Below are 23278 nucleotides of genomic sequence, written 5' to 3' on the forward strand. Positions count from 1 at the left end.
CGCAGATAAGGCTCACGTCATTTGCGGTGAAATACCACGAGTGTGCTCACCGGACTTATGTGCCTTTGGCCGACAACCATGCGCCCCCGCGAAATTTAGGACCGCCTATGTTAGACTGGATGCGAGTGATGTCGGACAAACTCATGACACGACCCAAGCTGAAGTTTAGGACTTACAGGCCTAGAGTGCCGCGCAATGGCATCAGAGTCGACGACGCGTTGGATGCAATCGGGAGCACTCTGTTTCCCGATTGGGGCCACCTCGCAGGATTTGAAAACCTGCCACTATTCGCAAGTCGGAAGCTTGGGCTCTTCACACTGGATCCTAAAGATCGGCGCCGTTTCACCAAGCGAACCGTCGAAGACACCCAGGCAGCTCGCATAGTTTTAGAGCAATACCGCCTCACGATTTCGCATTTGTATGATGCATTCGTTCTACCAAAGAAGGTGCCGGCTTATACGGTTTCGGATGAAGGCGTAAAACGCGCTCTAAATGCTGGCTTGCTGAATCGGCAGCGTGTAGCGGTTTTTGGTGCCGGGATTGTGAAAAGAGTGAAAGGGGAGCGCACGACACGCGAGCCAGTCTGGATAGAAAAAGCTCCGTTTCGCAAATGGCTGCGCGATGAGTTCACTCCAAAGCGGCCGTTATCTCAACGAGAATTCGATAGGGTCGTCGAAGCGCTCGACATCATTCTAGATACAGAGACCTTTAGAAATTTAAAAAAGAAAGATGTCGAAGTTCTTATTCAACGGTTGTTGGGCATTCGCGCAACGTCGGATTGGATAGCGAATGTGATGATCGGCGTGCCCAGCAAACGTAAAGGCGGAAGGCCGATGACAGAAGCCAAGTGGTCGGCGATCGTAGATCGATTCCTTGCGCAGTCGCGATCACCCACCACCACCGATTGACTTTGCCCCGCTGGCTAACAGCTCGCACGGGAACGATTGCTTTAGGTCCGTCCAATCGGTTGTTTCACTGCGCCCTTGATTTGAAGAGCGGTACGTTTGTCACGTCGGCAACTGCCCCGCGTGAGTCCACCCGCCACCGATACCCAGTAGGAATTGAAGCTTACCGCAATTCTGCGGCGTCACTTCGCTCGCTATCTTGTTCAGGCCAACCGGCATTTGAATTTTGAAGGGAGCGAACGATACCGGGATGAATGACAATTTAGAGATGCGCAGCCTCAAGAAGAGGCTCGCGATGCACGACAATGTGGACGACGCGCTGTCGGTAATTTTGCCGCGACTGATGGGCGCGATCCGGCATGCGAAGGTCCCGAACTTCCTCAGACCGAACGAGTTGCAGACCGCTGCGGGCGGCTATGAAGTCCGGCTCAATGTAAATAAGCAGTGCGTCATTTTGTACCTGGTCGATGCGGAACTGAATGACCTCTTCGCCTGCGGTATCTATTCCGGCATGGTTGGCGAACATTACAATGGGCTTATTGACATTTTTAACTGGGAGCGTGGCTGCTGGCAGACAGAAATTTTTGATCTTTTCGACAAGGATTCTTACTGGCTTCTGGATCTGCCGCGCGTCGAAGACACACCTTTAATCGTAAAAGTTGCGCGCGCTGAGATCACACGGTTGTGGGCGGCAAAGATCGCCCAGTTTCCGAACGATCCGTCCTCATTTGATGATGTGGGCTGATCTTGCGTGCTTCAACTCGACGCTCAGCCAGGCGCCGAATGCGGCAGAAAGTGTAGGGATAGTCAAGGCACGAGGCTGCGCCAGTGGTGGCAGAGCGGCGCCCACGACCCAACAGTAAAGCATAAGCCCAGCGGCAGCCCGACCGGTGGCGAACGTTAATCAAAGGATACACAATGTCTGATCAACCACATGACGACAAAGGCGACATGGAGTCTTACGTTGCCGAGAAACCTGTAGACCCCCTCAAAAAAGTGACCACCATCGATTCTGTCAACATTGCACAAAATGGTCAGTTCGTTGGAGACTGGATCCTACGTAAGGACTTCGATCCGGTCGCTGAAGCGGAGAAGGGCCAGCAAGCCTGGGATCTCATTCAAGACGGGATGGAGATCCAAAACCAGAGCTGGCTTCAAAATCAGTATGAAATTTTCCTCAAAATGGAGAACAACCGGGCAGAACACTATCAGCGATTTATCAATCACCCCTTCTTCCACTTGTATCGCAAGAAGCGCCCGAAATTGGACGACGAGCCGCTTGATGTCATGCGCCATGTCCTGCGCTTTGGCTTCCAGGCCTTCGAGACCAGAAGCGGGCTTTATCGAGCGGCCCGGCGCTACGCAACGCTCCTGTGTGCACATTATAACGACGGACGTCCGGCGGACGAAGTCGCAGCTCGGCTTAACAAAAAGTCGCGCAAGTACAGGCTGCTGACCTTGATGGAGCCTAAGAAGCCCAGGAAGGAGGACAGGTCGGTCAGCTCGGAGGTGCCAGCCACTTTGCGTATGCCCAAGCCGGAGCGGACTAAGCACAGCAAGCCCACTGTGCGGGTGCTGTTCAAAAGCGAAACGCTCGTCGAGCGGATCAAGGCGCTGCCGGTTGGCGGATGTTTCATTGTGGCCGTCGAACGCCGCAAGGGAAAGTTTATTGCTCGTTCAACACAGCTGTTTCCGGAGGCTGCCGCTGACAACACTTAACGAAACCGCGAGCGTCCGGGCGCAATAGCCGTTGGGCAAGAAACGTCACCCCAGCAGCGGTGTCTTAACGATGCACTTTTTCTATACCTGCAAACGTAGATCCTAATTTTCCATCAGTAAAATAGATGGGCGGCTAGCAGCGACGGATCGCCTCGCTCGCCACGCCGCCCATCAATCAAACAGCTTAGACCGGCCGAAGGACATCCTCGCCCGGTAGTTGGAAGGTATTGCCAAATGAGACCCAACGACCATCACCACCACGATAACCGCAAAGCTGTTCACCAGATGATCAGTGGCTATTCGCAATGGGTAGCGGAAAAATTTTGCAACGGGCATCGCGTCTACCTAGTGACGATGCAATTTACTCACTTACAAGGGGGGCATCGCGCAAAGTACGATCAGATGTTGCGCGAAGCCGAGCGGGTCTACAAGTTTTTGATCATGCGGGTAGTGCGGAACTGCGAACGCATTAAAGACCCCGATTTACTGCCGTTCTTGATCCTGGTGCCGGACTTTCCTGTCGCCAAGTACGCCAAAATGAGCCTCGCGGCCGTCACGGTCAACGACGGCCTTCATCTCCATGCCATCATCGTGATGCCGAAAGTCTGCCGGTTCCGCAAACGGCTTAGCCGCCACTTCAGGCTCAACCAGAAGGCCTATGTGGTTGTCGACAAGCCACTCTGTCGGTTGCATGCAAAGCGCATCAAGACTGATCCCGGCTATGTGGTTGGATATGCGCTTAAGTCGATCAAATCGGGCCGCAGCAGCGTCGATGACATTGTCATCTTCCCGAAGGCACGCAGCGAGCGTTAGGCACGGCGGCACCGTTCCAGGTCATATCAGCGACGACGCGTCCAACTTGCACTCGCGCCACTATCACCGATTGACCACAAGTCAGTTGCGCGAACGTCGCATCGCACCTGATGTCCGCTATGCGCCTCACGGCAGTCATTCCTGCGGTCCCGTCCATTCACCAAAAGCGGACATCGCCAATGGGCAGGTCTCAGGGTGTTATCTTCCCAACACGGGTCTCTGACGACTGGAATCGATCCGATGCGGATCATGCGACCAATGGCTCGGAGCTATCTTCCTTTGGCTCGGCAGTAGTGCCAGACTGGATGGAGGGAGCACGACATGAGTGAGGCCCGTAAGATAGCTGCGATCCTGGTCTCGGATGTGGTCGGCTACAGCCGGCTAGCCGGCGCTGACGAAGATAGCATCCTGGCACGGCTACGGGTGCTGCGCAGCGATCTCATCGACCCCACTGTCGCTGTTCATCGTGGTCGCGTCGTTAAGCGCACTGGCGACGGGAGCCTCATCGAGTTTAGTAGCGTCGTGGAGGCTGTGCGCTGCGCGATCGAAGTGCAGAACGCCATGCTTGAGCGCAATGCCGGGGTGCCGGATGATCGCCGCATCGAGTTCCGGATCGGCATTCACCTGGGCGACGTTGTGCAAGAGAACGACGGCGACCTGATGGGCGACGGCGTCAATATCGCCGCACGCCTTGAAGGCATCTGCGAACCAGGGAATATCTGTCTTTCCGAACAGGCCTATTGGCAGGTAAAGTCAAGGCTCGATATCGCAATCTACGATCGCGGCGCGGTTACTCTGAAGAACATCGCCGATCCGGTCCGGGTTTATTCGCTGCAGGTCGGAATTCCCGCGAAGGCCGGACGCGCGCCACCGGAGGAGGCCCTCGTTCCGGAGAAGCCTTCGCCGCAGCTCGCGCTGCCCGACAAGCCGTCAATAGTCGTCCTCCCCTTTGTGAATATGAGCGCTGACGCCGAGCAGGCGTATTTCGTCGATGGATTGACGGAGGATCTGATTACCGACCTCTCCAAAGTACCCGAGCTCTTCGTCATCGCCCGGAACTCATCCTTTGCCTATAAGGGCAGATCGGTAGACACCCGCCAGATCGCTCGCGAACTGGGCGTGAAATATGTACTGGAGGGTAGTGCCCGACGGCTGGCGGACCGTGTTCGGATCAATGCACAGCTCATCGATGCACCCGCCGGTGGGCACATCTGGGCGGATCGCTTCGACCGGGACCTTGCCGATATCTTCGCGGCTCAAGACGAAGTCGTCGGCAAGATTGTTGAGGCGCTCGCCGGCAAGTTGGCCACGGCAAACCTGAAGGAGCGCTATCGGCCAACGAACCTGAAGGCCTATGATCTCTATCTACGGGGGCGGGCTGAATGGGCACACTCCACAGAGGCGGGCGTTGCGGCCATACCCTTGTTCGAGCGGGCCATCGCGCTCGATCCTAACTACGCGGATGCTTATCGGTGGTTGGCGATCAGTCAGTGCGAGGCCTGGGTCTTCAGGAACTATCCGATGAATCCCCTTCGTCAACAGTCTATGGCGTCGGCAAGAAAGGCGATTGAACTCGATCCCGAAAATTCTGGCACGCATTGGGTGCTCGCGTTCATACTCCTCATCGAGCGCCAGTGGGATGAGTCTGCCAAGGAGTGCGAGATTTCGCTCCGCCTCAATCCGAACGACGCAGATGCTTGGGCAAACTTCGGGAATCTGAAGATCTATGAAGGTCGCGGAGTAGAGGCGATCGCCTGCATGGAGAAGGCATTGCGCCTGAATCCGCGCCCGCCGAGCTGGTATTTCTGGTTACTCGGAGGTGCCCAATCCGCGGCCGGTAAGTATGAGGAAGCAGTGAAGACTCTGAGGAATGATGCAACGTATCGAACCGAATCCAGGGTTAAATTGGCGTCGATCCTGGCGCTGCTCGGCCGGTTAGAAGAAGCGCGTGAAGAGGCCACGCTATATCTGGCAACAAACCCCCATTTCAGGATGAGCCATTGGGTCGAATCCCAGCCCTATCGCGACCTGGCCTTGCGAGACATGTACCTCGAAGGCCTTCGTAAGGCTGGCTTTCCGGAATGACCAACTTTTTACTCGACGGAGCCACCCTGCTGGAGTCGCGTTTGGGTCTTCTTCCATAAGGTAGCGGCAACCGATAATGGCCGCTCAGCTTGGGCAACGCCACATAGTGCCAAGAAAAACGCTGTCGTGATCAGGTGTTTTAGCATCGTCCCTATCATGGCGGTCAGGAGCGCGGGTCGGCGGGAACGCCTATGCCTCGCCGATAAGTTTGAGTCGGTCCTCGCGATGTCATAGCAGAAGCGGGGTCGAGGGTTGGAACGTCGGTTAAACAAGGTCGAATCCTCGGAGCGGACACTTCTCTTTCGGCCCAATCTGCCGATCAGCAAGGGATGCCCTAGAAGCCAAAAAGAGACACCCATACGCAGACCTTTTCCCGAGGCCAGAGCATCGGTAAACTTGACCCCTGGACGACGTCGCGAGCGCTAATCTGGCATCGCTACTCGGGCAGCCCAGCCAGCCGAAGGCTCTCTACGATGAAGTCGCGATCCTGCTGATTTCTATATGGGTCGATTTCGACATACCGGCTGATCGTTATATCGGGCATTGCCGATATGAGCTTCCCAATCTCCGCCTTCGCCTCACCTAGGTGACCAAGGCGCGCATGGCACATCGCTAGGTCGCCATGAATGTACCAAAATGGATGGATCTGCCGAGAAAATGCCAAGATCGCTTCTTGATATCGTCGCAGCATTAGCAGAGCCATGCCCCTGATTTCCCAATGCCATGTAGCCGGAATTGGATCGCGCTGAAGCAACTCAAATCCATCGTCTTGAGCGCTATGGCGAAGTCACCGTTTCGCAAGAGCAACTCTGCCTGATACGCGACGGCGACAGAATTGGCCGGATTTAGGCTGATGGCCCGTTCCAGATGAGACGCTGCCAACTCGTATTGCCCTTTGAGAATCAGGGCCATTCCGAGTAGCGCATGCCCTATGGGATCACCTTCATCCAAAGCGATGGCGGTTCGGGAGGCCGCCGCCATTTCGTCGAGCGTATTCGCTTGCGCGTTTTCGAGGTACTGCACGTAGAACGTCGCGGCTCGCATAGCATAAGCAACGGTGTACTCAGCATCTAGCTGGAGAGCCCTCTCTACAAATGGCATTGCTCGTGCAGCATCATGCAGGGCAACATACTTTTTTGCCAATTGAACGCATTCATAGGCCGCTAGGCTAGGGAGGTTCCGCTTGCTCGCATCATTGGCCATCGCCAATTGAAGGCGCGATTCGAGCGTCACAACGATGGTCCGGACAACTTCGTCTTGGACGACGAAGATATCTTCAAGTTCACGATCATAGCGTTCGGCCCAGAGTTCCTGACCAGTAGTGCTATGGATAAGTTGTGCCGCCACACGGACGCGTTTGCCGATGCGCCTCACGCCACCGGCTACGATATATTCGACATTCAGTGCCTTTGCGATTTCCTGAGTACCAAGGCCCTTCCCCTTGAATGAGAAAGATGAATTTCGGGCAATCACGAACAGGTTTCGGAAGCGCGAGAGCTCAGTCAGAATGTCTTCCGCGATGCCTTCGGCGAAGTAATCTTGCTCTGGATCTCCTCCCATGTTGGAGAAGGGCAGCACGGCTACGCTGCCTTTGGTCCGCGTCCCCGAAGCGTGCGCCATGGCGGCGGTCTTGGGCAAAGCAGCGTCCAAAACGACATCATACACGCGTATTGGCCGCTCAATGTTCTTAAGGCTGTGCTCGCCGGTATCATCGAAAGCCAGTTCGAGCTTGTTGCCGACATTTTCACGAACAGAAGCGGACACCGACACGCGACCGGGCTTGGCGATGGCCTCGATCCGGGCGGCGATGTTCACGCCCTCACCGAAAATGTCATCGCCCTCAACGATGATGTCGCCAAGATTGATGCCGATGCGGAACTGAATTGAGGCGCCAGCGACGAGATTGCGCTGCGCCATCGCACGTTGGATCGCTGCTGCGCATTCCACAGCGCCCACCACACTTGGAAATTCGACCAGCGCTCCGTCGCCCATCATCTTTACGATGCGGCCGTGACGCGCGGTGACAGCGGGATTGAAGGTCTCCTGCCAAACCTCCCGCAGCGCCGCAACGGTACCTGCCTCGTCGATTCCCATCATGCTGGAGTAACCGACAACGTCGGCTGCGAGGATGGCCGAAAGCCGGCGCGTCGTCTGCTGTTCCACCATACCGGTCCCAGAGTCGATGGGCTGAGGAATGTTAGACTGTACGAGCTATTCTTGGTGTCCGGAAGTTGCGCACGTGGTTGCCGGCGCGATTTGACTCCCGATGAGACGGTCGAATTAAGGCGCGCGGGCAGCGACCGAGCGAAGACAGAAATCGCAAAGCGGAAGGGCGGACGCATGAAATTGCTCTGCATGCTGAGCCGAGCAGCATGCCGAACCAGATCAGGTCGATGCCGAGCTTGTCGGCCGTAGCACCAGCAGCGGCACGCTGATGTGGGCAACCTCAAGGTCCGAAAGGAAGGCCGGCGCAAAACAATGATTGACCCGATGGAGAGTCGGACCGACACTCAACGTTGGTCCGCAAAAGCATCCAAAGCCAGATGGGCCAGTTCGCGCTCGTGCTCCCTATATTCTTCTTTTGTGTACTGATAGCCCCAATCCACGCTAGGCCAATCTGGTTTGATCTTGTTTGCCAAACGGGCTTGCGCCCGCGCGTCATCGGGACGCCCGAGCTTCGCCAGGCATCCGGCCGCATAAACGTGGATATAATAATACGGGCTGCTGATAGTGGCGAAAGACTTTATCGCCTCCTCGTACTGTCGCGTCATCATGAATGCCATGCCCACAGTCTCACGGAGAGAGGCGGGAAGGAACAGTGGACTGGCGCGGATAGTTTTGAGCGATCTCTCAATAGCCTCGCCCGCCTGTCCCGTGCAAAGTAGATAGTACGCCATCATGTCATTGAGATCAGCGTCATCAGGTGTCAGCTGGAAGGCGCGCTGGAACGTTTCCGACGCCGCGTCGAAGTTCCTCTCCAGCATAAGGCACATCCCACGAACACCCAAGCACCTGCTGTCCTCCCCGTCGAGCCGCACGGCGAGTTCTGTTTCTCGGTTTGCTTTTTCCAACGCATGTGGGGCAAGCGTTTGCCAATAGACGCGAACGTGCATATGGCCCACCGCCGCATGAGCGCGGGCAAAGTTTGGATCAAGCTTCACCGCACTTTCGAATTCCGTCATGGCTTGCGGAATATCATCGTTGCGCCAGCGATTGACGATCTCCATACCGCGCAAATAATGGTCATAGGCGCCCAAGCTCTCAGTCGGTTTGCGCCGCGATGCTTTCACGACGTCGGATTCAACATACCCCGGAACGGCGGCCACGATGCTTCGAGTCACTTCGTCCTGAACTGCGAAGATGTCTTCTAGGTCACGATCATAGCGTTCCGCCCAGACGTGACTACCGGTCGCTGCCTCAATCAGCTGGGCAGTAATGCGCACGCGCTTGCCGACCTTGCGAACGCTGCCCTCCACCAAGTAGCGCACGCCAAGCTTTCGCCCCGCTTCTGCGATGTCGACGGCGGTTCCCTTGAACGTGAAGGACGAGTTCCGTGCGATGACGAACAGGCCATGATTGCGGGCTAGTTCAGTGATGATGTCCTCGGTGATGCCGTCCGAGAAATACTCCTGTTCCGGATCGCCGCTCATGTTGTTGAAGGGGAGCACGGCAATCGATGGTTTCTCGTTGGCGACCGGAACTGCTCCAACGGGCTGCAGGAACGGCACGTCGGGAAAGAGGCTGACGTTGTAGACGCGCACCGGCCGCTCGATGTTTTTGAGCGTCTGCTCGCCGGTATCTTCAAAGGTCAGTGCGAGTCTGTTGCCGAGACTGTCCCGGACAGAGCCGGACACAGCAACGCCGCCCGGCTTGGCAATGCTCTCGATCCGTGCTGCGATGTTGACGCCATCGCCGAAGATGTCGTCGTCGTCGATAATGATATCTCCGAGGTTGATCCCAATGCGGAACTCGATGCGCCTGTCCGCCGGCACGTTCGCATTACGCTCGCGCATCTTGTGCTGGATGTCGGTGGCGCAGGCAACGGCATTTACCACGCTGGGGAACTCTGCCAGCCAGCCATCGCCGGTCAGCTTGACGATCCTGCCCTGATGCTCGGCGATCTTAGCGTCCACCAGTTCGTGGCGATGCGCCTTGAACGCCGATAGGGTTCCGCTCTCGTCGCGACCCATGAGCCTGGAGTAGCCGACCACATCGGCCGCGAGGATGGCGGCAAGGCGACGCTGATTGCGTTCTTCGGCCATTGGCAATGCGGCAACCTAGAGCGAAGGAAATCGCGCGGATTGTATGGACCCTGAGGTGTGGAGTCTATCACGCCGCTTGGCTGCTATTGGGTTAGATTCCAAACTCGGTCGCACGCGCCGAAAGCCCACTAACGTACTTCGGACGCCATAAGCAGACCTTCCGAATCCGGCCCCAGAGCTGACGACGAGATGAGAGTATGCCTGGCGGCGCGATCAGTCTCTAAATTCGCGATCTCTTGCCCATCGTTGCATCTCTCGTACTGTAAGCCTTCGGGTGAAGTGGCATCGGGCCGTTGGTTGGGGACCCGCGTTGACAAGTCGGTCCGTGTTGCCAACTGCCGAAACGCTGACCTACGTAGAAATTGCTGCTCAGTGCTCTCAAATTCGCAAGCCGCAGCGCAGAACGAAACGCCACTGGATGCGCCTACCTCATCTCCCTGCCGCTCGGATGATTGCGCCCTAGTTCAATCACTATCTTCGATCGCAAGCCCGAGCATGTGAAAGGGGCGCCTTCAGTGCCCCTTTCCGTTTCGGAAATCGTCGGAAGCTTGCGCTCGGCTCAGAGCAGCCAGTATCAGGTTTTTTTCACCGCTTAGCCTCTCTGGGGAACCGTTATTCGGTTTTGCGACGAACTGCTCCATTCATATATTCGTCATATTTACATCTATATTTGACTTTGTCGCGTGTTCATGTTATGTTCTATTGTGACTGAATAAACAGATGGAGATTGAGATGGAGAAATTTGCCGTTATTCTTGACGGTAGCGTTGAAGGCAGACCGCGTGCGTGCACGTTCGCGGGGGATGCGATTGGCGCAGCTCTTACTGTCGCACACGCGCAGCGTGTCGCCGTAGTGGTCCCGTCGACCGACGAGCTTGCCGTCCTGGCAAAAGAGATACCGGTCGGTCGAGTGTCGCCGGCCGGCAAGGTCGTCTGTGCGTTTGTAAAACACGATGTCTACGAAAAGTTCGCGGCTTTGATCGGCACCGAGCACGAGCTGCGACCAGCCGATGCCGGCAGCGTCGCCGACCAGCCTCCCGTCACGGCACCGGCGCAACAGCTGGATCTTTGGTCTAGTATTGTCGTCGGCTCGACTGTGCTTGCCACGGTCGGCCGCGAGGACGGCTGGTGGGAGGCCGTTGTCCTTGCCGCCGATCCCTCCAGCGACCGCTTAACGTTGTCGTGGCGTGATTGGCCGAACCTGCCGTCGTTTAGTACATCACGGCGCCGCGTAGCGCTTGCTGCACCGAGCGCTTGAACCTCGGTTGCCTTCGGCGGGAACGCGCCCGCCGAAGGCACCTTTATTCCGCCAAAAGGTGATTGTGCAATCTTAAGTTGCATTTAACTCGTAAATGTGCTATTATGGTTGTGTCAACTGGTTGAGCTTTGTCGAAGATAGCCGGCCGTTTTAACCGCCACCAAACACACAAGGAATTCAACATGCGAGGTCAGCCAGCAAAGTTGCTGCGGCCGTCGGAACTGCGCGCGCTTCTGACTTGGAGCAAGCGAAGCCGACTGCCGTTGAGAAATCGTGTAATCGTACTTTTGAGTTTTCGTGCTGGCCTTCGAGCCTGCGAAATCGCTGCCCTCGATTGGTCGATGGTATCGACAGCGAATGGCAAAATCGCGCCATTGATCGAGTTGCCTGGGTGGGCGGCGAAGAAAGGAAGCGGTCGACGCATTCCGATGCATCCTGAGATCAGCCAGGCGCTCAAGCAACTCGTTCGCGGTGCCGACCTGACCGGGCCAGTCATCGTGTCGGAACGCAGAGACCGAATGAGCGCAAAAACCATCGTCAACTGGTTTGCTCGCGTCTACGGCAACTTGAACCTCGAAGGCTGCTCATCACATTCGGGCCGTCGAACCTTCATCACCCACGCCGCTCGCATGATCCACAAAGCCGGTGGTTCGCTGCGCGATGTCCAGCAGCTCGCCGGCCATAAGTCGCTCAACACGACCCAAGGCTACATCGACGGCGACGCTACCGCCCAGCGCAAGCTGATGCGTCTCCTCTAACCCCCACTGAAAATCCAACGACCGTCACCTCGGCAGCAATCGCGGCCGGGTCGCCTGCGCTCGTGCTCAAAAAAGGAAAACCTCATGACCAAGAAAGACAACGGAATGTCACCGGCTGATATCGAAATGATCCGGGGAATGCTCGATGAAAACCTGGTCAAAATCCGTCAACTTAACGACGACCTTAGGATCCGACGCCTTGGTGGAACAATTGTCATTACCGCTGGTATCGCCGGCCTTGGCGCATCGGCCGTAACGAAGACCATCGCCGCAATCGCCGCCTTCGATGCTTTCACGCCTGAGAACGATCCCAACGGCGAGCATGACTGTGCCGTCATGACCGTCGATGGCGTCAAAATCATTTGGAAAATCGACTATTTCGACCTGAAACGTCAGTTTCTTTCACCCGATGCCGCCGACCGAAACGTCACCTCTCGCGTCATGACCGTCATGCGCGCCGATGAATATTGAGCGGGACATTACGATGGTGAAAACAATCGATGACGCCCAAGCTATGGTGGTAGCGCTGGTCTCTCTGCCAGCCCAGTCAGAACATCATGGCATTGACCCATTGGCGCTCGGCCAATCCTCAGATGCGTCAGAGGCAATTGCCAATTCCGATACCTCCTGGCTGTACCGATCACTGATCGACGGATTTGCTCTTCAAGGCATCCGTGACTCACACGCCCGCGCCTATATCGAAAAGCACGGCAACGCCGAATGGTACGGCGTCACCGATGCGCTCAGCAGGGAGGGACGTTCCAGCGAGCAGGAACTCTGCCCGAAGCTGACCGACTTTGATAGCTATCGCGGTTGCCGTTATCGCAAGGCAACTCAGACCTGCGCTAATCCCGACAGCCTGGCCACGTGCCCTGTGCCGAAGCTGGCATTGAGGAAGGGTGTCCTCAACGAGCAAGCTTTCTCGCTCTATCTGTTCATCCGCGACGTCTGCCGTGGCGATCTGGTTGCCTTCATCGACCGATTGCTTGATGTGACCAACACCAGCGAAGACCCGGTCTCCGCCGGACGCGAAGAGCTTCTGGCGGCTTTCACGCAAGTCGTTGGCGTCTCACGCAAGCTTGCCGGCATGATGCTCTCGCAAATCCTCCTCCACGCTGGTCCCGATCGCCAACGATGGTACGCCGTCGGCGCATCAGTCGTCGTCGTCGACTCGCTGGTGCATAACTTTCTTCACCGGACTGGCATCCATGCTGCCTATCAAGCTGACCATCTCTATGGGCAACGCTGCTACAGCGCTGTCGGCTGTGAGTTTATCTTGCGCGACCTCGCAGCAAAAATGGCTGACGAGCCGACCCTATCCATCTCGCCACGAGCGCTGCAGCACGCGGTCTGGCGTTTCTGCGCCGCTGACGAACTATCCGTCTGCAATGGAAACAACATTCGTGACACTCTCCCCTGCGAACTCCATTGGTGTCCGCTCGGACACTACTGTAGCCGCCTTGCACTCCGACCCGCCAAGCCGACGAGGGAGGAAGCCTGATGTCACATCACGCACTTCTCCCCTTTCGCCAAGGCGAACTTGATGGCCTCTGCGGCATTTACGCCGTCATCAACGCAATCCGGCTCGCGCTCGGCGTGCGTGCCAACCTTTTCCGGCCACCCGTTTGGCAGGATCTTTTTGTCGCATTGCTGGAATCGGTTGATCAGTCAGTAGGGGCGGCCCACGCCGCGTCGAACGGTATCGATACACAGCCTCTAAGATATCTGTTGAAGGCCGCGATCTTACATCTGGCGACCGAACACGACGTGGCCATCCGAGCCAAACCTATGCTGGGTCGAGACGAACAGCCATGTTTTGAAGAGCTCTTGCGTCGTCTCGGCGATTGGGTTGGACAACCAGGTCAGGCAGTAGTGTTGTCGGTCTTCGGCTCGCTTAACCATTGGACGGTCGTCCGCCGTATCAGCCGCAGCTCTCTCATCCTCTTCGATAGTAGCGGCTATGCTCGGATCTCGCTCGATGCATGCCGCATGGCCCACGAGCGGCCAAGGCCCAAAGGACGACAGCACATCGTCCCGCACGACGCCATTTTTTGCGTCGCGGCCACTCTGAGTCGGCTGGCGACTGTACCAACTCGACGTGGCTAACCCCCAACGCTTGGAGAGAGCGAATAGCGTCTCAACGGCAGGGTTCCGCTGGCCTCGCTCCAATCCGCTTACGTATTGCTGACTGAGGTTGGCCCGTTCGGCCACGGCCTTCTGCGTCAATCCTGACCGAGCACGAAGGCGCAAAGTTTCGGCTTACGAGCTTGCGCATGTCCATCCGCAAGCAATCGCCGAATTACGGCTGGACGATCACCCAGCGTGCTTGTTCGCCGCCAGTTGCGGGAGCTGCGTTTTGGTCGGGGTCAATCGGCCAATGCTGATTTCCGCGCGACCAATTTGGGCCGGAAGCGGACAGGCGGGTTTTCGGGATAGGTGGCTAGTAGCCGACGTTTGCGTCCGGCAAAAGTGCTTACCCCTTCGCGCCAATTGTGGACAGGCGCCCGATATTACATCAGCTTATCGAGTGTCAGCGGTAGATCGCGAATGCGCTTTCCCGTTGCGTTGAAAACCGCATTCGCAACAGCTGCACCAGTGCCGGTTATGCCAATCTCGCCAACACCATGAGCACCCATAGGTGTGTGAGGGTCGGGAATATCGGTCCAGATAATCTCGATTGGCGGAACGTCGAGGTGAGCTGGGACGTGATAGTCGGACAGGCTCGCATTCATAATCCGGCCGTTACGCTCGTCAAACTGGGTTTCCTCCATCAGCGCCAGGCCAAGGCCCATAATAATGCCGCCACGGAACTGGCTGGCGGCCGTCTTGTGGTTCAGGATGCGTCCGCAATCGAACGAGCCCAGAACCCGGCTGACCCGCGTCTCGCCGGTGACAACGTTGACACGCACCTCGGAAAAGATCGCGCTGTAGGAGTGCATTGACCAGTGTTGCAATTCCATTGGCATGGGAGCTTGCGCCTCGACCGTCACCTCGTTGCGGCCGGCTCGTGACAGGATGGATACGTAACTCTCGTGGCGATCTTGCTCATCGAGCTTGGCCAGGCCGCCGTCAAGCCCGCCCACCTCGTCGGCGCTTAGTCCGGCCAGCGGCGAATCATTGCCTGCAAGCTTCAGAAGTTCGGTTACCAGCAGGCGCTGGGCGGCGATGACGGCCGCTCCGATAGCAGCGGTCTGCTGCGAACCACCTGCCAAAATGACACCCGGCAGTGTGGAATCGCCGTATTCGACCGATACTTCATCAAGGGCCAGGCCGAGCCGCTCAGCGGCGATCTGGGTGTTGACTGTAGACATGCCCATGCCCATTTCATGAGCCGCAACCGCGACCCTTGCCCGTCCGTCCTGGGCCAGGGTTATCCTCACAGCGCCGCCAGGCATGCGGTAGTAGGGATAGGTTCCGGTGGCGCAGCCAATGCCGATCAGCCACTCACCCTCGCGGCGCGCGCCGGGTAAGGTTCGCCGGTTCCAGCCAAATCGCTCGGCGCCTGCACGATAGGCCTCGACAATGTGCCGCGAGGAGAAAGGCGTGCCCTGGGTAGGGTCCTTGTCGGGCTCATTGCGGATTCGCAGTTCGATCGGGTCCATGGCGAGTTCGACAGCCAGTTCATCGATCGCGCACTCGAGTGCGAATGTGCCGACTGCCTCGCCCGGTGCGCGCATGAATGTGTTGGCGAGCATGTCCATGTAGGCCACTTCCACGTCGAGCTTGAACGTGTCGGCGGCATAGCCGCTGCGCGTCGCGACAATGAATGGCTCAGGCAAGGCATTCTGGCGGCTCATCACCGTCACGCCGGTATGGATAATAGACGTGAAGCGCCCGTCTTCCTGCGCGCCGATCGCCACGTGCTGTTCGGTCAGGCTGCGACCGCCCACCACGCGGTAGACGCCCTCCCGCGACAGCGCAATGCGTACCGGACGTCCGGCGATCCTGGACGCGGCGGCACCCAGGACCTGGTGTTGCCACAGGCACTTCGATCCAAAGCCGCCACCGACATAGGGCGAGGTGACGTGCACCAGTTTCTCGTCGATGTCGAAGACCTGTGCGAGCGACCAGGCTGTATGTGCCACGGCCTGCGAGGCGTCGTGCACCCTCAGTTCATCGCCGTCCCAGGCGACAGTTGCGGCGTGGGGCTCAATGGCGTTGTGGTTGTGGCGTGGCGTCCGGTAGGTGGCAGACACTTTGTGCGGAGCCGCAGCCAAGGCAGCGTCGGCATCGCCGATTTCCACCTTCATCTTCTCGCCCATGAACATTCCAGGCTCAGTTCCCTGCGCCTTGGCCGCCGCAAACGACGTAATTGCGCTCTCCACTTCATAGGAGACGCGGATAAGTGACTTGGCGTGGTCGGCCTGCTCCTGCGTCTCTGCAAGCAACAGGGCGATGGGCTGGCCATTCCAGTGAATGCGGTCGTCCTGCATTATGGGCAAATTGTCGCCGCCCGCGGCTCTGGCATTGGTCATGAACAGCGGCATCGGTTTCATGGCTGGCGCATTGTGATGCGTCATCACCAGGATGACCCCGGGTGCTGTTACGGCAGCGGATGTGTCGATAGATGCGATCCTGCCCTTGGCTATAGTGCTGAACATCACTGCGGCGTAGGTCATGTTTGAGGGCGCAAACTCCGCTGCAAAGCGTGCCGCTCCTTTGACCTTGAGGGGACCATCAATCCGCGACACGGACTTTCCGACATGTCCATGCTGATGATGGATGAGCGGATCCGGTTTTCCACCAGGCATCCAGCTATCGGGTGCGAGTTCGATGGCTTTTTTCATCAACCCCTGGGCAACACCCTGTGCTGCCTTGGCAGCTTCTTCCAAAACGCTCATGCGACGTCTCCGGACAGTTCGCTGAGAACACTCACGATCGTCCGTTTTGCCAGCTCGATCTTGAACGCGTTGTCGCGCAACGCCACAGCGTCGGCGAGCTCGGCCTCGGCGGCGGCGCGGAAGGTGGCGGCGTTGGCTGCGCCGCCTTTGATCGCAGCCTCTGCTTTCCATGCCCGCCAGGGTTTGTGAGCCACGCCACCGAGGGCGAGCCGCACATCCTTGACAGTGCCGTCCCCTTCCACCTCGAGCACCGCAGCGACGGACGCAAGCGCAAAGGCATAGCTAGCCCTGTCACGGACCTTTCGGTAAGTCGATCGCGCGCCTGTGCCAAGCGGGGGCAATTCGATCGCAGTAATGAGTTCTCCTTTTTCCAGAACGGTCTCGAGCTCCGGATGGTCCCCAGGCAGTCGATGAAGATCCGTCAATGGCAAGGTGCGAGCGCCTTTCGCGCTTTGCAAATGGACGATCGCACCCAGTGCAGCGAGCGCTACGCACATGTCGGAAGGATGGGTCGCAACGCAGGCGGCCGAAGCGCCAAGGACGGCATGCATGCGATTGAAACCATCAACGGCGTCACAGCCTTGTCCAGGGCTCCGCTTGTTGCAGCGCGATCCTTCATCGTCATAGAAATAGGCGCAGCGCGTGCGCTGGAGGATGTTGCCGCCTACGGTAGCCATGTTGCGAATCTGCGCCGATGCACCTGCCAGGATCGCACGTGCCAAAACAGGATATTGCTCACGCACGGCGCGGTGTTCCGCCAGGGCAGTGTTTCGAACAGCCGCTCCGATCAACAGGCCGCCATCCCGGTCCTCGATGGAGGCCGACAGCCCGGTGACGTCGACAAGAGCGGTCGGGCGCTCGATGGTCTCGCGCATCAGGTCGACAAGGTTGGTGCCGCCGCCGAGATATTTGGCGGCCTCGACGCCGGCGCGCCGCACAGCGTCGGACGCATCCGATGCCCGGGAGTAGTTGAAGGGGGTCATGCCGCCACCTCGGGGAGGTCTGGCTGGTAGGGCTGTGCGGCCTCTTTGCTGAAGAACGTGGCGTCGATGGCGTCGATGATGCCGTTATGCGCACCGCAACGACACAGATTGCCGCTCATGCGCTCGGCCAGTTCCTGGCGACTGGCCGAAATGGACGTGGCCGCCAAATCGACGGTCACATGGCTGGGCAAGCCCCGCTCCAATTCAGCCGCCATGCCGATGGCGGAGCAGATTTGCCCGGGCGTGCAGTAGCCACATTGAAATCCGTCACGGTCGACAAAGGCCTGCTGCAAAGGATGGAGGTGATCTCCGTCGGCAAGTCCCTCGATCGTGGTTATCGAGCGGCCGTCGGCCTGCACTGCAAGCGTCAGGCACGAAATGATGCGCTCGCCGTCGAGCAAAACCGTGCAGGCGCCACAGGCTCCCTGGTTGCAGCCTTTCTTGGTACCCGTTAGGCGAAGATGCTCACGAAGGAGGTCGAGAACCGAAACGCGAGGGTCAGCCGGTAGGGGGACGTTTAAACCATTGACGATGACGGACATTGCAACCCTCACTGACGGCAGAGACGGGTAGTTACCTGGGGTCCGAGGGCGAAGGGTCAACCAGGAGAACCAAAGTAAATGGTCCGTAGGTTCGCGCGCGCTTCCGGGGCGAAGCGGAAAGCCGCATCACTGCACCAAGGGCAAGAATAGCGTTCCGCACGAGTCAGGGCCAAGCAGAGCGCGACCGACGACAGGACCAAGATCGACAATCGCGACAGCAGCCAAGCGGGCAGTGCCTCTGCGTCCAGCACCACGGTGAAGGGCATAGGGGCACAAGCTACGGATGAGACGGCTAATATAAATATAACTTCCCTCAACTTAATCCATCATCTGGTTCGATCGAACCGTGTTCCGTGCTCACGACGACCTGGTTGTCGCCGGCGACATATTTCGCGCACTCCAGGCGCTCCAGTTTCTCATCACGCGACAAGCCTTTGAACATAGCGATTGCATAGTTCGTGATCTTGAACTGCCCACAGTCTGGACAGATGAACTCTCGGACATCGCCTATCGTATCTGGATTAACAAGAGCGGGCTGGTCCGTAATCGGACAAGTCCCTTAAGGCCAATTGGTCCTCTGCCACTTATGGCCTCCCGCGATTTTGCGGAGGCATAGTATGGTGCAGTTCGCCTTTCTCATCGGCAGCAAGTTTCCGGGAGTGTTCGAGAGAATAGATCGCACTGTCAACTCTCCATGTGGGTACATCGAGGACGGCTAACTCTTCGGCCAGCATAGATCCTGTCATCGCGATCCGCTCCCTCGCCGCCCGCTTAACTCGATCAAGTACCGTGACTAGCAACGCGCTATCCGACATCGCCATTAAAATCACACTCCGGTCCAATGAACGTCGCCAAGGTCAGGCTGTTCCGCTGACAAAGCGAAACCTCTGCTTTCAGGAAAAGACGAGTCTGATCTCAACGGCTGATAAGGGCGCATTGCGGACGGCAGCAATCGACCCAAGCGGATCGGCAGCTTTTTCACAACATGCTACAGCAACTTTTCGATCGAGGCGATACTGCCAAGAGGAACCTATGCAGGCGGTAGACTCAGTCTTTGCCGAATTGGGCGTCACGCCAATCTGACGGATTTTAGAGTTCGTTCGCTCTCATCCGAGGCTCGACAGTCTCACAATACGGTTCTCATCCACGCTAGGAAGGTTTCCATCCCTGCCGACCGCGGACTGTGCTGCATCCAGACGATACGCATCACAAGGCCCTCCGCGAGCGCTGGACCGGGCGCAGCGCATCCGGATCGAACTCGATATGCCGCCACACCTCCTCCAGGTTTATTGTAGGATCGCCCTCAAACAGGGTCAGCGGATACATCGACTGCCCAGGATGCACCGTGCGAACGTAGGCTGGCGCCGAGTCCCCGATGATGGTGGGCGCAGCGCCATAGGCATGGAAATGAGGGCCAACCTCATAGATCGACCGGAATGCAGTCCGCGGACCGACGATATAGGCGATGCCCATCGCAATCATCGGCACCCAGACCCGCTTGAGGATGAGATGGCCGGCATCGTTGAAGCCGGCGAAATAGCCCACCGGCTGCGTGATTATGTTGCCGTGAAATTCGGGCCTGACATAGGCCGACAACCGGCTGAGAAAATCGCGCGACAGGGCGTCGTCGTCATCGATCCGCAAATGCGCGTGTTCGACGTCCACACCGACATCGGGATATTCCAGCGCGCCCATCGGCACCGGCACCAGCCGTGCCCAATCATATTGGCCAATCGTTGCCTCCAGCGCTGTGCGATGTGCATCGGGCAACCCTTCCGAGATATAGACGACCAGTTCGCGGCGGTTGCGCTGCATCGGCATGTCCTGGGTCAGCAGCGAGGGCAACAGAATGCCGGAGAAGAATTGCAGGCGCTCAAGCAATCTGTCCTCATTGAACAGCCAGGCTACATGTTCCTGCGGGCTCAACTTGTCCTTGACGACCCAGCCTTCCCGGCCACCGAGGAAATGTACGCTGTAGCGGACGGTCAGCACGATGCGCGCATCCGGGTTGGGGCCTAGTGGACCGTGCCACCACCGCAAGAAGGCGCTGCGCAGCTTCAGCCGGCGCATGACCCGGCGGCGCCGCCAGTTCTCACCGTGCCTCCAGAGTCTCATCCATACCCTCTCGAGATCTATTCATGCCAGATTGATACCGGACGAACTCCCATCTTCTTACTTGAACGATTGATCTGGTCGCAGCCTTAGCGCTCTGCGGCCTGCGTGATCTCCACCTCGACACATCGAAACGGCAGCGCATCGTAGCGCGCTCTCTGCCTGGGGTCGCCGCCATGGCGCAACAGCCGGCTCGGCCGCGACACCACTCTGATGTCCGTCTCACCGGCCGCGATATCGATGGGCCCCTCGATGGCCAACGTGAGCAGACAACCGCCCCTGGTCCATTTGCGGTAGCGGATGCGACCGATGTGGCGGCCGGCGCTGTTGATCTCCAGTTCGATTCTGCGCCGACCTGGTGGCGCCGCAAGCTGGAGGATGGCATGGAAATGTGCACGGCCCAGATGCAACTGCGGCGGCACGGCGACGGACTGCTCGATATCGGGCGATGATTGGGGTGCGCTGTCGCCGCCTGTGATCTTGCGCACGTTGAGCAAGCGGTCGCCGGCCCGCCTAGTCTGTCGGCGGGCCGCACCTTTTCGCAGCAGCCTGACGAAGCGGCGGATGGTGTTGTCGACGACCGTTGCGCTTTCGCGCGGCTTGGCCTGCGCAAAGATTCTGAGATAGGTCAACGGACTCGCTTGTGCTGCCGTCGCCATGGTGTCGAGCAGGGATTGGGGGACCGGCAAGCCCGCCTCATCAGACAAATAGCAAAGCGCAAACAGCGTTGGCGCCTGAAGCGACCGGGCCTCGACGATCTCCTCGAAAAGGCGCCAGTCAACCGTCTGCCGCGACAGGATGCCGGCAGCATCCACCAGCCAGTCACTGTTGTCATGGCCATTGAGGCCGCCCTGGGCAATGGCGAGCGCCAACCGGTCCTCCGGCGAGGCCAACCGCACTTCCACCCCATCGAGCAGCACCGGGCGCGATCGCTCCCATAATGCTTCATCATCACCCGCGCCGCCCTGCCCAGGATGGAAAAGGCTGAGATGAAGGTCGATGTCGCCGGCATTTTCCCGGGACATCTTGACGCCGCGCATCGAGGCCAGATGCTCACGGACATAGTGATGGCTTACACCTTGCGCGGGCCGCCAGCCTCGGTCGATGAACCCGTCATAGGCCGTCAGCATGTCTTCGGAGCGAAGGCCAATTTCGATATGGTGGACGACCCGCTCCTGGTCCGCATCGGTGAGGCGTGCTGCCCCCTTGAGCAGCAGCATCCGGGCACCCGCGCCGGCAATCGCGGCAAGGGCCGGCATTGCCTCGCGAAGCGCCATCAGCGAACGCGTCCACAACATCCGGCGCAGGCCGACGAGCCGGGGATAGGGGCTGTGCGCGGCAAGACGCGGCCCGAAACGCGTCGCTATCTCGACCAACAGGCCGTGATCGCGCAGCGAGGCATAGTCGATGTCGTTGGCCAGCAGCCAGGCTTCCGCATGTGCCAGCGCGATGGCGTCGTCGGCATGGATTGCGGCCTTGATCAGCCGGTCATGCCAGCCGATCGGAAAGGTGCGCTCGGGCGCTGGCAATAAACGCGCTGTCAGATTCACGCAGATGAATCCTCGACGCGTCGCCTTCGCAGGATGCGCTCCCTGGCAACATGGAGGTAGCCGCGGTCTTTGAGCGGGTCATGACCATAGGACATGCTGCCTGGCCAGACGCGCCGACGAACCAGCGTTTCAGTCAAGAGATCAAGGCGTAACCCGGCCTCGCGGGCCCGCGCCAGCCAGTCGACCATGTCGCCGCGATTTCCCGGCGGATCGATCATCGGCCCCACGGTTTCGAAGACATGGCGCCGGATGACCATGGTGGAGCGGACCCAGCCAGCTCGAACCTGTCCGGCCATCGAGTCTTTGCCGAAAAGCTCGAGATTTGAAAATACACCGTCGATCGTCTGATCTTCCGCGAAACACGAAAGCTGTCGCTTCATCTTGCCCGGCAACCAGACATCGTCGGCATCGAGCGTGGCGATGATGGCGTGCCGGCTCTCGGCCATGCCGCGTGTGGTAGCGCCGCCGCAACCGGTATTGGCCTGCGCAATGACGCGCACCAGAGGGTGAGACTGCAGTGCCAGAGCGGCGGTCGCGTCCGTCGATCCATCGTCGATGACAAGGATTTCGGCTGGCAACACAGTTTGCCCAAGGATCGACGCGATCGCTTCGCCGATCGTCTCCGCTGCGTTGAAAGCCGGGATGACGACGCTGTAGGCGGTGATTGACCCGCTCATTTTTCAAACTCGAAGTAGACGTGCTCGAGAGCCTTCATGTTGAACAGGTTCTCGGGAATGCGCGCACCGGGATTGCTGCGTCGTCGCACGATCGAGCGGCGCAGCGCATGGATCAGAAACTTGATGACGATCTCCTTGTCGCGGCTCATGTTGCCGGCGTGCTGGCGATAGTAAAGCGTGATGGTTTCCACCAGACGATACGGATCGCCGGTCTCAAAGCAGCGAAGCAGGAAGTCAGTGTCTTCGCCCTGGGGCAGGCTTTCATCGAACGTGCCGACCCTATCGACGAGCGATTTGCGGAAAATCCCGGCGCCGACATGAATGCTGCGAATGATCGCCGTATTGGAATCGGCCGTCGGCGCCAGCGTCAGATGATCGATCTTGTCGATCATCATGATCTGACCGTAGGTGAGGCTTAGTTCAGGTGTGGCATCGAATTCGGCAAGATCGGTCGCCAACCGCGCAGCCGTCGAAACGTCGTCCGAATCCAGGAAGGTGACAAATTCGCAACCGGGCCTCAGCTGCTTCAGTCCGACATTGCGTGCCTTGGAGACACCCTGGTTCTCGGTCGATATCATCCTGATGAACGGGTAGCGCTCGGCCATGCCATGCACGATGGCCGGACCTTCATCAGTTGAGCCGTCATCGACCACGATGATATCCAGATCGCAATCGGCTGCCTGTACGACGAGCGAACGAAGCGCGGCTTCGATGAATTTCGCCCGGTTGTAGAGCGGCACAATGACCGAGATCTTCTTCAATGCTGTCCTTGCC

19 protein-coding genes and 1 pseudogene are annotated in these 23278 nt (G+C 58.4%); 10 read left to right on the top strand and 10 right to left on the bottom strand.

The annotated features are described in order from the left end of the window. The first annotated feature begins 128 nt into the window (after window positions 1-128). The 5 genes from NKI32_RS03800 (at window position 129) to NKI32_RS03820 (ending at window position 5522) form a co-directional block, all read left to right on the top strand. Window positions 129-908: a hypothetical protein gene (locus NKI32_RS03800; RefSeq protein ID WP_353001892.1), complete on the top strand. Its 780-nt coding sequence runs from the start codon at window positions 129-131 to the stop codon at window positions 906-908. Window positions 909-1155: 247 nt separating this feature from the next. Further along, the gene (locus tag NKI32_RS03805) at window positions 1156-1650 is read left to right on the top strand and encodes a hypothetical protein (protein WP_353001894.1); all 495 of its coding nucleotides are present in this window, start codon (window positions 1156-1158) and stop codon (window positions 1648-1650) included. A gap of 173 nt (window positions 1651-1823) precedes the next feature. Further along, on the top strand, window positions 1824-2624 hold the full coding sequence (locus NKI32_RS03810) for a hypothetical protein (RefSeq protein WP_353001896.1): 801 nt from the start codon (window positions 1824-1826) through the stop codon (window positions 2622-2624). Window positions 2625-2858: 234 nt separating this feature from the next. Then, window positions 2859-3437: a hypothetical protein gene (locus NKI32_RS03815; protein WP_353001898.1), complete on the top strand. Its 579-nt coding sequence runs from the start codon at window positions 2859-2861 to the stop codon at window positions 3435-3437. Between the two features lie 321 nt (window positions 3438-3758). After that, window positions 3759-5522 carry an adenylate/guanylate cyclase domain-containing protein gene (locus tag NKI32_RS03820; protein WP_353001900.1) on the top strand — a complete coding sequence of 588 codons (1764 nt, stop codon included), beginning with the start codon at window positions 3759-3761 and terminating at the stop codon, window positions 5520-5522. Window positions 5523-6212: 690 nt separating this feature from the next. On the opposite strand, the gene NKI32_RS03825 is transcribed toward NKI32_RS03820, so the two are convergent. Both NKI32_RS03825 and NKI32_RS03830 read right to left on the bottom strand, forming a co-directional pair. Further along, entirely contained in the window at window positions 6213-7688 is a 1476-nt protein-coding gene (locus NKI32_RS03825) for an adenylate/guanylate cyclase domain-containing protein (RefSeq protein ID WP_353001902.1), read from the bottom strand. A gap of 344 nt (window positions 7689-8032) precedes the next feature. Further along, complete coding sequence (locus NKI32_RS03830) at window positions 8033-9784, bottom strand: adenylate/guanylate cyclase domain-containing protein (RefSeq protein WP_353001904.1); 1752 nt, start codon at window positions 9782-9784, stop codon at window positions 8033-8035. Window positions 9785-10504: 720 nt separating this feature from the next. Between NKI32_RS03830 and NKI32_RS03835 the strand changes: the two genes are divergently transcribed. The 5 genes from NKI32_RS03835 to NKI32_RS03855 all read left to right on the top strand — a co-directional run bounded on the left by NKI32_RS03835 (window position 10505) and on the right by NKI32_RS03855 (window position 13905). Next, entirely contained in the window at window positions 10505-11041 is a 537-nt protein-coding gene (locus NKI32_RS03835) for a hypothetical protein (protein ID WP_031199901.1), read from the top strand. A 182-nt stretch (window positions 11042-11223) separates the two neighbouring features. Beyond that, the gene (locus tag NKI32_RS03840) at window positions 11224-11799 is read left to right on the top strand and encodes a tyrosine-type recombinase/integrase (RefSeq protein ID WP_353002154.1); all 576 of its coding nucleotides are present in this window, start codon (window positions 11224-11226) and stop codon (window positions 11797-11799) included. Window positions 11800-11883: 84 nt separating this feature from the next. Then, complete coding sequence (locus tag NKI32_RS03845) at window positions 11884-12270, top strand: DUF3768 domain-containing protein (protein ID WP_353001906.1); 387 nt, start codon at window positions 11884-11886, stop codon at window positions 12268-12270. A 13-nt stretch (window positions 12271-12283) separates the two neighbouring features. Continuing rightward, complete coding sequence (locus NKI32_RS03850; RefSeq protein WP_353001908.1) at window positions 12284-13300, top strand: hypothetical protein; 1017 nt, start codon at window positions 12284-12286, stop codon at window positions 13298-13300. Further along, entirely contained in the window at window positions 13300-13905 is a 606-nt protein-coding gene (locus tag NKI32_RS03855) for a hypothetical protein (RefSeq protein ID WP_245265776.1), read from the top strand. The genes NKI32_RS03850 and NKI32_RS03855 overlap by 1 nt, the downstream gene beginning before the upstream one ends. Here NKI32_RS03855 and NKI32_RS03860 read toward each other — a convergent pair. The 8 genes and pseudogenes from NKI32_RS03860 to NKI32_RS03895 form a co-directional block, all read right to left on the bottom strand. Further along, window positions 13877-14080 (bottom strand): annotated as a pseudogene (locus NKI32_RS03860) (helix-turn-helix domain-containing protein); the annotation flags it as partial. The gene NKI32_RS03855 and the pseudogene NKI32_RS03860 overlap by 29 nt on opposite strands. Window positions 14081-14309: 229 nt before the next feature. Beyond that, window positions 14310-16586 carry a xanthine dehydrogenase family protein molybdopterin-binding subunit gene (locus NKI32_RS03865; protein ID WP_353002155.1) on the bottom strand — a complete coding sequence of 759 codons (2277 nt, stop codon included), beginning with the start codon at window positions 16584-16586 and terminating at the stop codon, window positions 14310-14312. 50 nt (window positions 16587-16636) lie between these two features. Further along, the gene (locus tag NKI32_RS03870; protein WP_353001910.1) at window positions 16637-17623 is read right to left on the bottom strand and encodes an FAD binding domain-containing protein; all 987 of its coding nucleotides are present in this window, start codon (window positions 17621-17623) and stop codon (window positions 16637-16639) included. Then, window positions 17620-18165: a 2Fe-2S iron-sulfur cluster-binding protein gene (locus NKI32_RS03875; protein ID WP_353001912.1), complete on the bottom strand. Its 546-nt coding sequence runs from the start codon at window positions 18163-18165 to the stop codon at window positions 17620-17622. The genes NKI32_RS03870 and NKI32_RS03875 overlap by 4 nt, the downstream gene beginning before the upstream one ends. Before the next feature lie 1206 nt (window positions 18166-19371). Next, window positions 19372-20280: a glycosyltransferase gene (locus NKI32_RS03880; RefSeq protein WP_353001914.1), complete on the bottom strand. Its 909-nt coding sequence runs from the start codon at window positions 20278-20280 to the stop codon at window positions 19372-19374. Between the two features lie 86 nt (window positions 20281-20366). Continuing rightward, entirely contained in the window at window positions 20367-21827 is a 1461-nt protein-coding gene (locus tag NKI32_RS03885) for a nucleotidyltransferase family protein (protein WP_353001916.1), read from the bottom strand. Continuing rightward, window positions 21824-22504 carry a glycosyltransferase family 2 protein gene (locus NKI32_RS03890; protein ID WP_353001918.1) on the bottom strand — a complete coding sequence of 227 codons (681 nt, stop codon included), beginning with the start codon at window positions 22502-22504 and terminating at the stop codon, window positions 21824-21826. The genes NKI32_RS03885 and NKI32_RS03890 overlap by 4 nt, the downstream gene beginning before the upstream one ends. Continuing rightward, on the bottom strand, window positions 22501-23265 hold the full coding sequence (locus NKI32_RS03895) for a glycosyltransferase family 2 protein (protein ID WP_353001920.1): 765 nt from the start codon (window positions 23263-23265) through the stop codon (window positions 22501-22503). The genes NKI32_RS03890 and NKI32_RS03895 overlap by 4 nt, the downstream gene beginning before the upstream one ends. Window positions 23266-23278: the final 13 nt, after the last annotated feature.

The organism is Mesorhizobium sp. M0761 (genome assembly GCF_040320205.1).
Classification (GTDB): domain Bacteria; phylum Pseudomonadota; class Alphaproteobacteria; order Rhizobiales; family Rhizobiaceae; genus Mesorhizobium.

Bases quoted from the DNA above. Each gene is read 5' to 3' on its own strand.
- NKI32_RS03800 (WP_353001892.1), top strand. From the start codon at position 129: ATGTCGGACAAACTCATGACACGACCCAAGCTGAAGTTTAGGACTTAC.
- NKI32_RS03855 (WP_245265776.1), top strand. From the start codon at position 13,300: ATGTCACATCACGCACTTCTCCCCTTTCGCCAAGGCGAACTTGATGGC.
- NKI32_RS03870 (WP_353001910.1), bottom strand. From the start codon at position 17,623: ATGACCCCCTTCAACTACTCCCGGGCATCGGATGCGTCCGACGCTGTG.
- NKI32_RS03845 (WP_353001906.1), top strand. From the start codon at position 11,884: ATGACCAAGAAAGACAACGGAATGTCACCGGCTGATATCGAAATGATC.
- NKI32_RS03875 (WP_353001912.1), bottom strand. From the start codon at position 18,165: ATGTCCGTCATCGTCAATGGTTTAAACGTCCCCCTACCGGCTGACCCT.
- NKI32_RS03805 (WP_353001894.1), top strand. From the start codon at position 1,156: ATGAATGACAATTTAGAGATGCGCAGCCTCAAGAAGAGGCTCGCGATG.
- NKI32_RS03830 (WP_353001904.1), bottom strand. From the start codon at position 9,784: ATGGCCGAAGAACGCAATCAGCGTCGCCTTGCCGCCATCCTCGCGGCC.
- NKI32_RS03850 (WP_353001908.1), top strand. From the start codon at position 12,284: ATGGTGAAAACAATCGATGACGCCCAAGCTATGGTGGTAGCGCTGGTC.
- NKI32_RS03890 (WP_353001918.1), bottom strand. From the start codon at position 22,504: ATGAGCGGGTCAATCACCGCCTACAGCGTCGTCATCCCGGCTTTCAAC.
- NKI32_RS03815 (WP_353001898.1), top strand. From the start codon at position 2,859: ATGAGACCCAACGACCATCACCACCACGATAACCGCAAAGCTGTTCAC.
- NKI32_RS03880 (WP_353001914.1), bottom strand. From the start codon at position 20,280: ATGAGACTCTGGAGGCACGGTGAGAACTGGCGGCGCCGCCGGGTCATG.
- NKI32_RS03835 (WP_031199901.1), top strand. From the start codon at position 10,505: ATGGAGATTGAGATGGAGAAATTTGCCGTTATTCTTGACGGTAGCGTT.
- NKI32_RS03840 (WP_353002154.1), top strand. From the start codon at position 11,224: ATGCGAGGTCAGCCAGCAAAGTTGCTGCGGCCGTCGGAACTGCGCGCG.
- NKI32_RS03825 (WP_353001902.1), bottom strand. From the start codon at position 7,688: ATGGTGGAACAGCAGACGACGCGCCGGCTTTCGGCCATCCTCGCAGCC.
- NKI32_RS03810 (WP_353001896.1), top strand. From the start codon at position 1,824: ATGTCTGATCAACCACATGACGACAAAGGCGACATGGAGTCTTACGTT.
- NKI32_RS03820 (WP_353001900.1), top strand. From the start codon at position 3,759: ATGAGTGAGGCCCGTAAGATAGCTGCGATCCTGGTCTCGGATGTGGTC.
- NKI32_RS03865 (WP_353002155.1), bottom strand. From the start codon at position 16,586: ATGAAAAAAGCCATCGAACTCGCACCCGATAGCTGGATGCCTGGTGGA.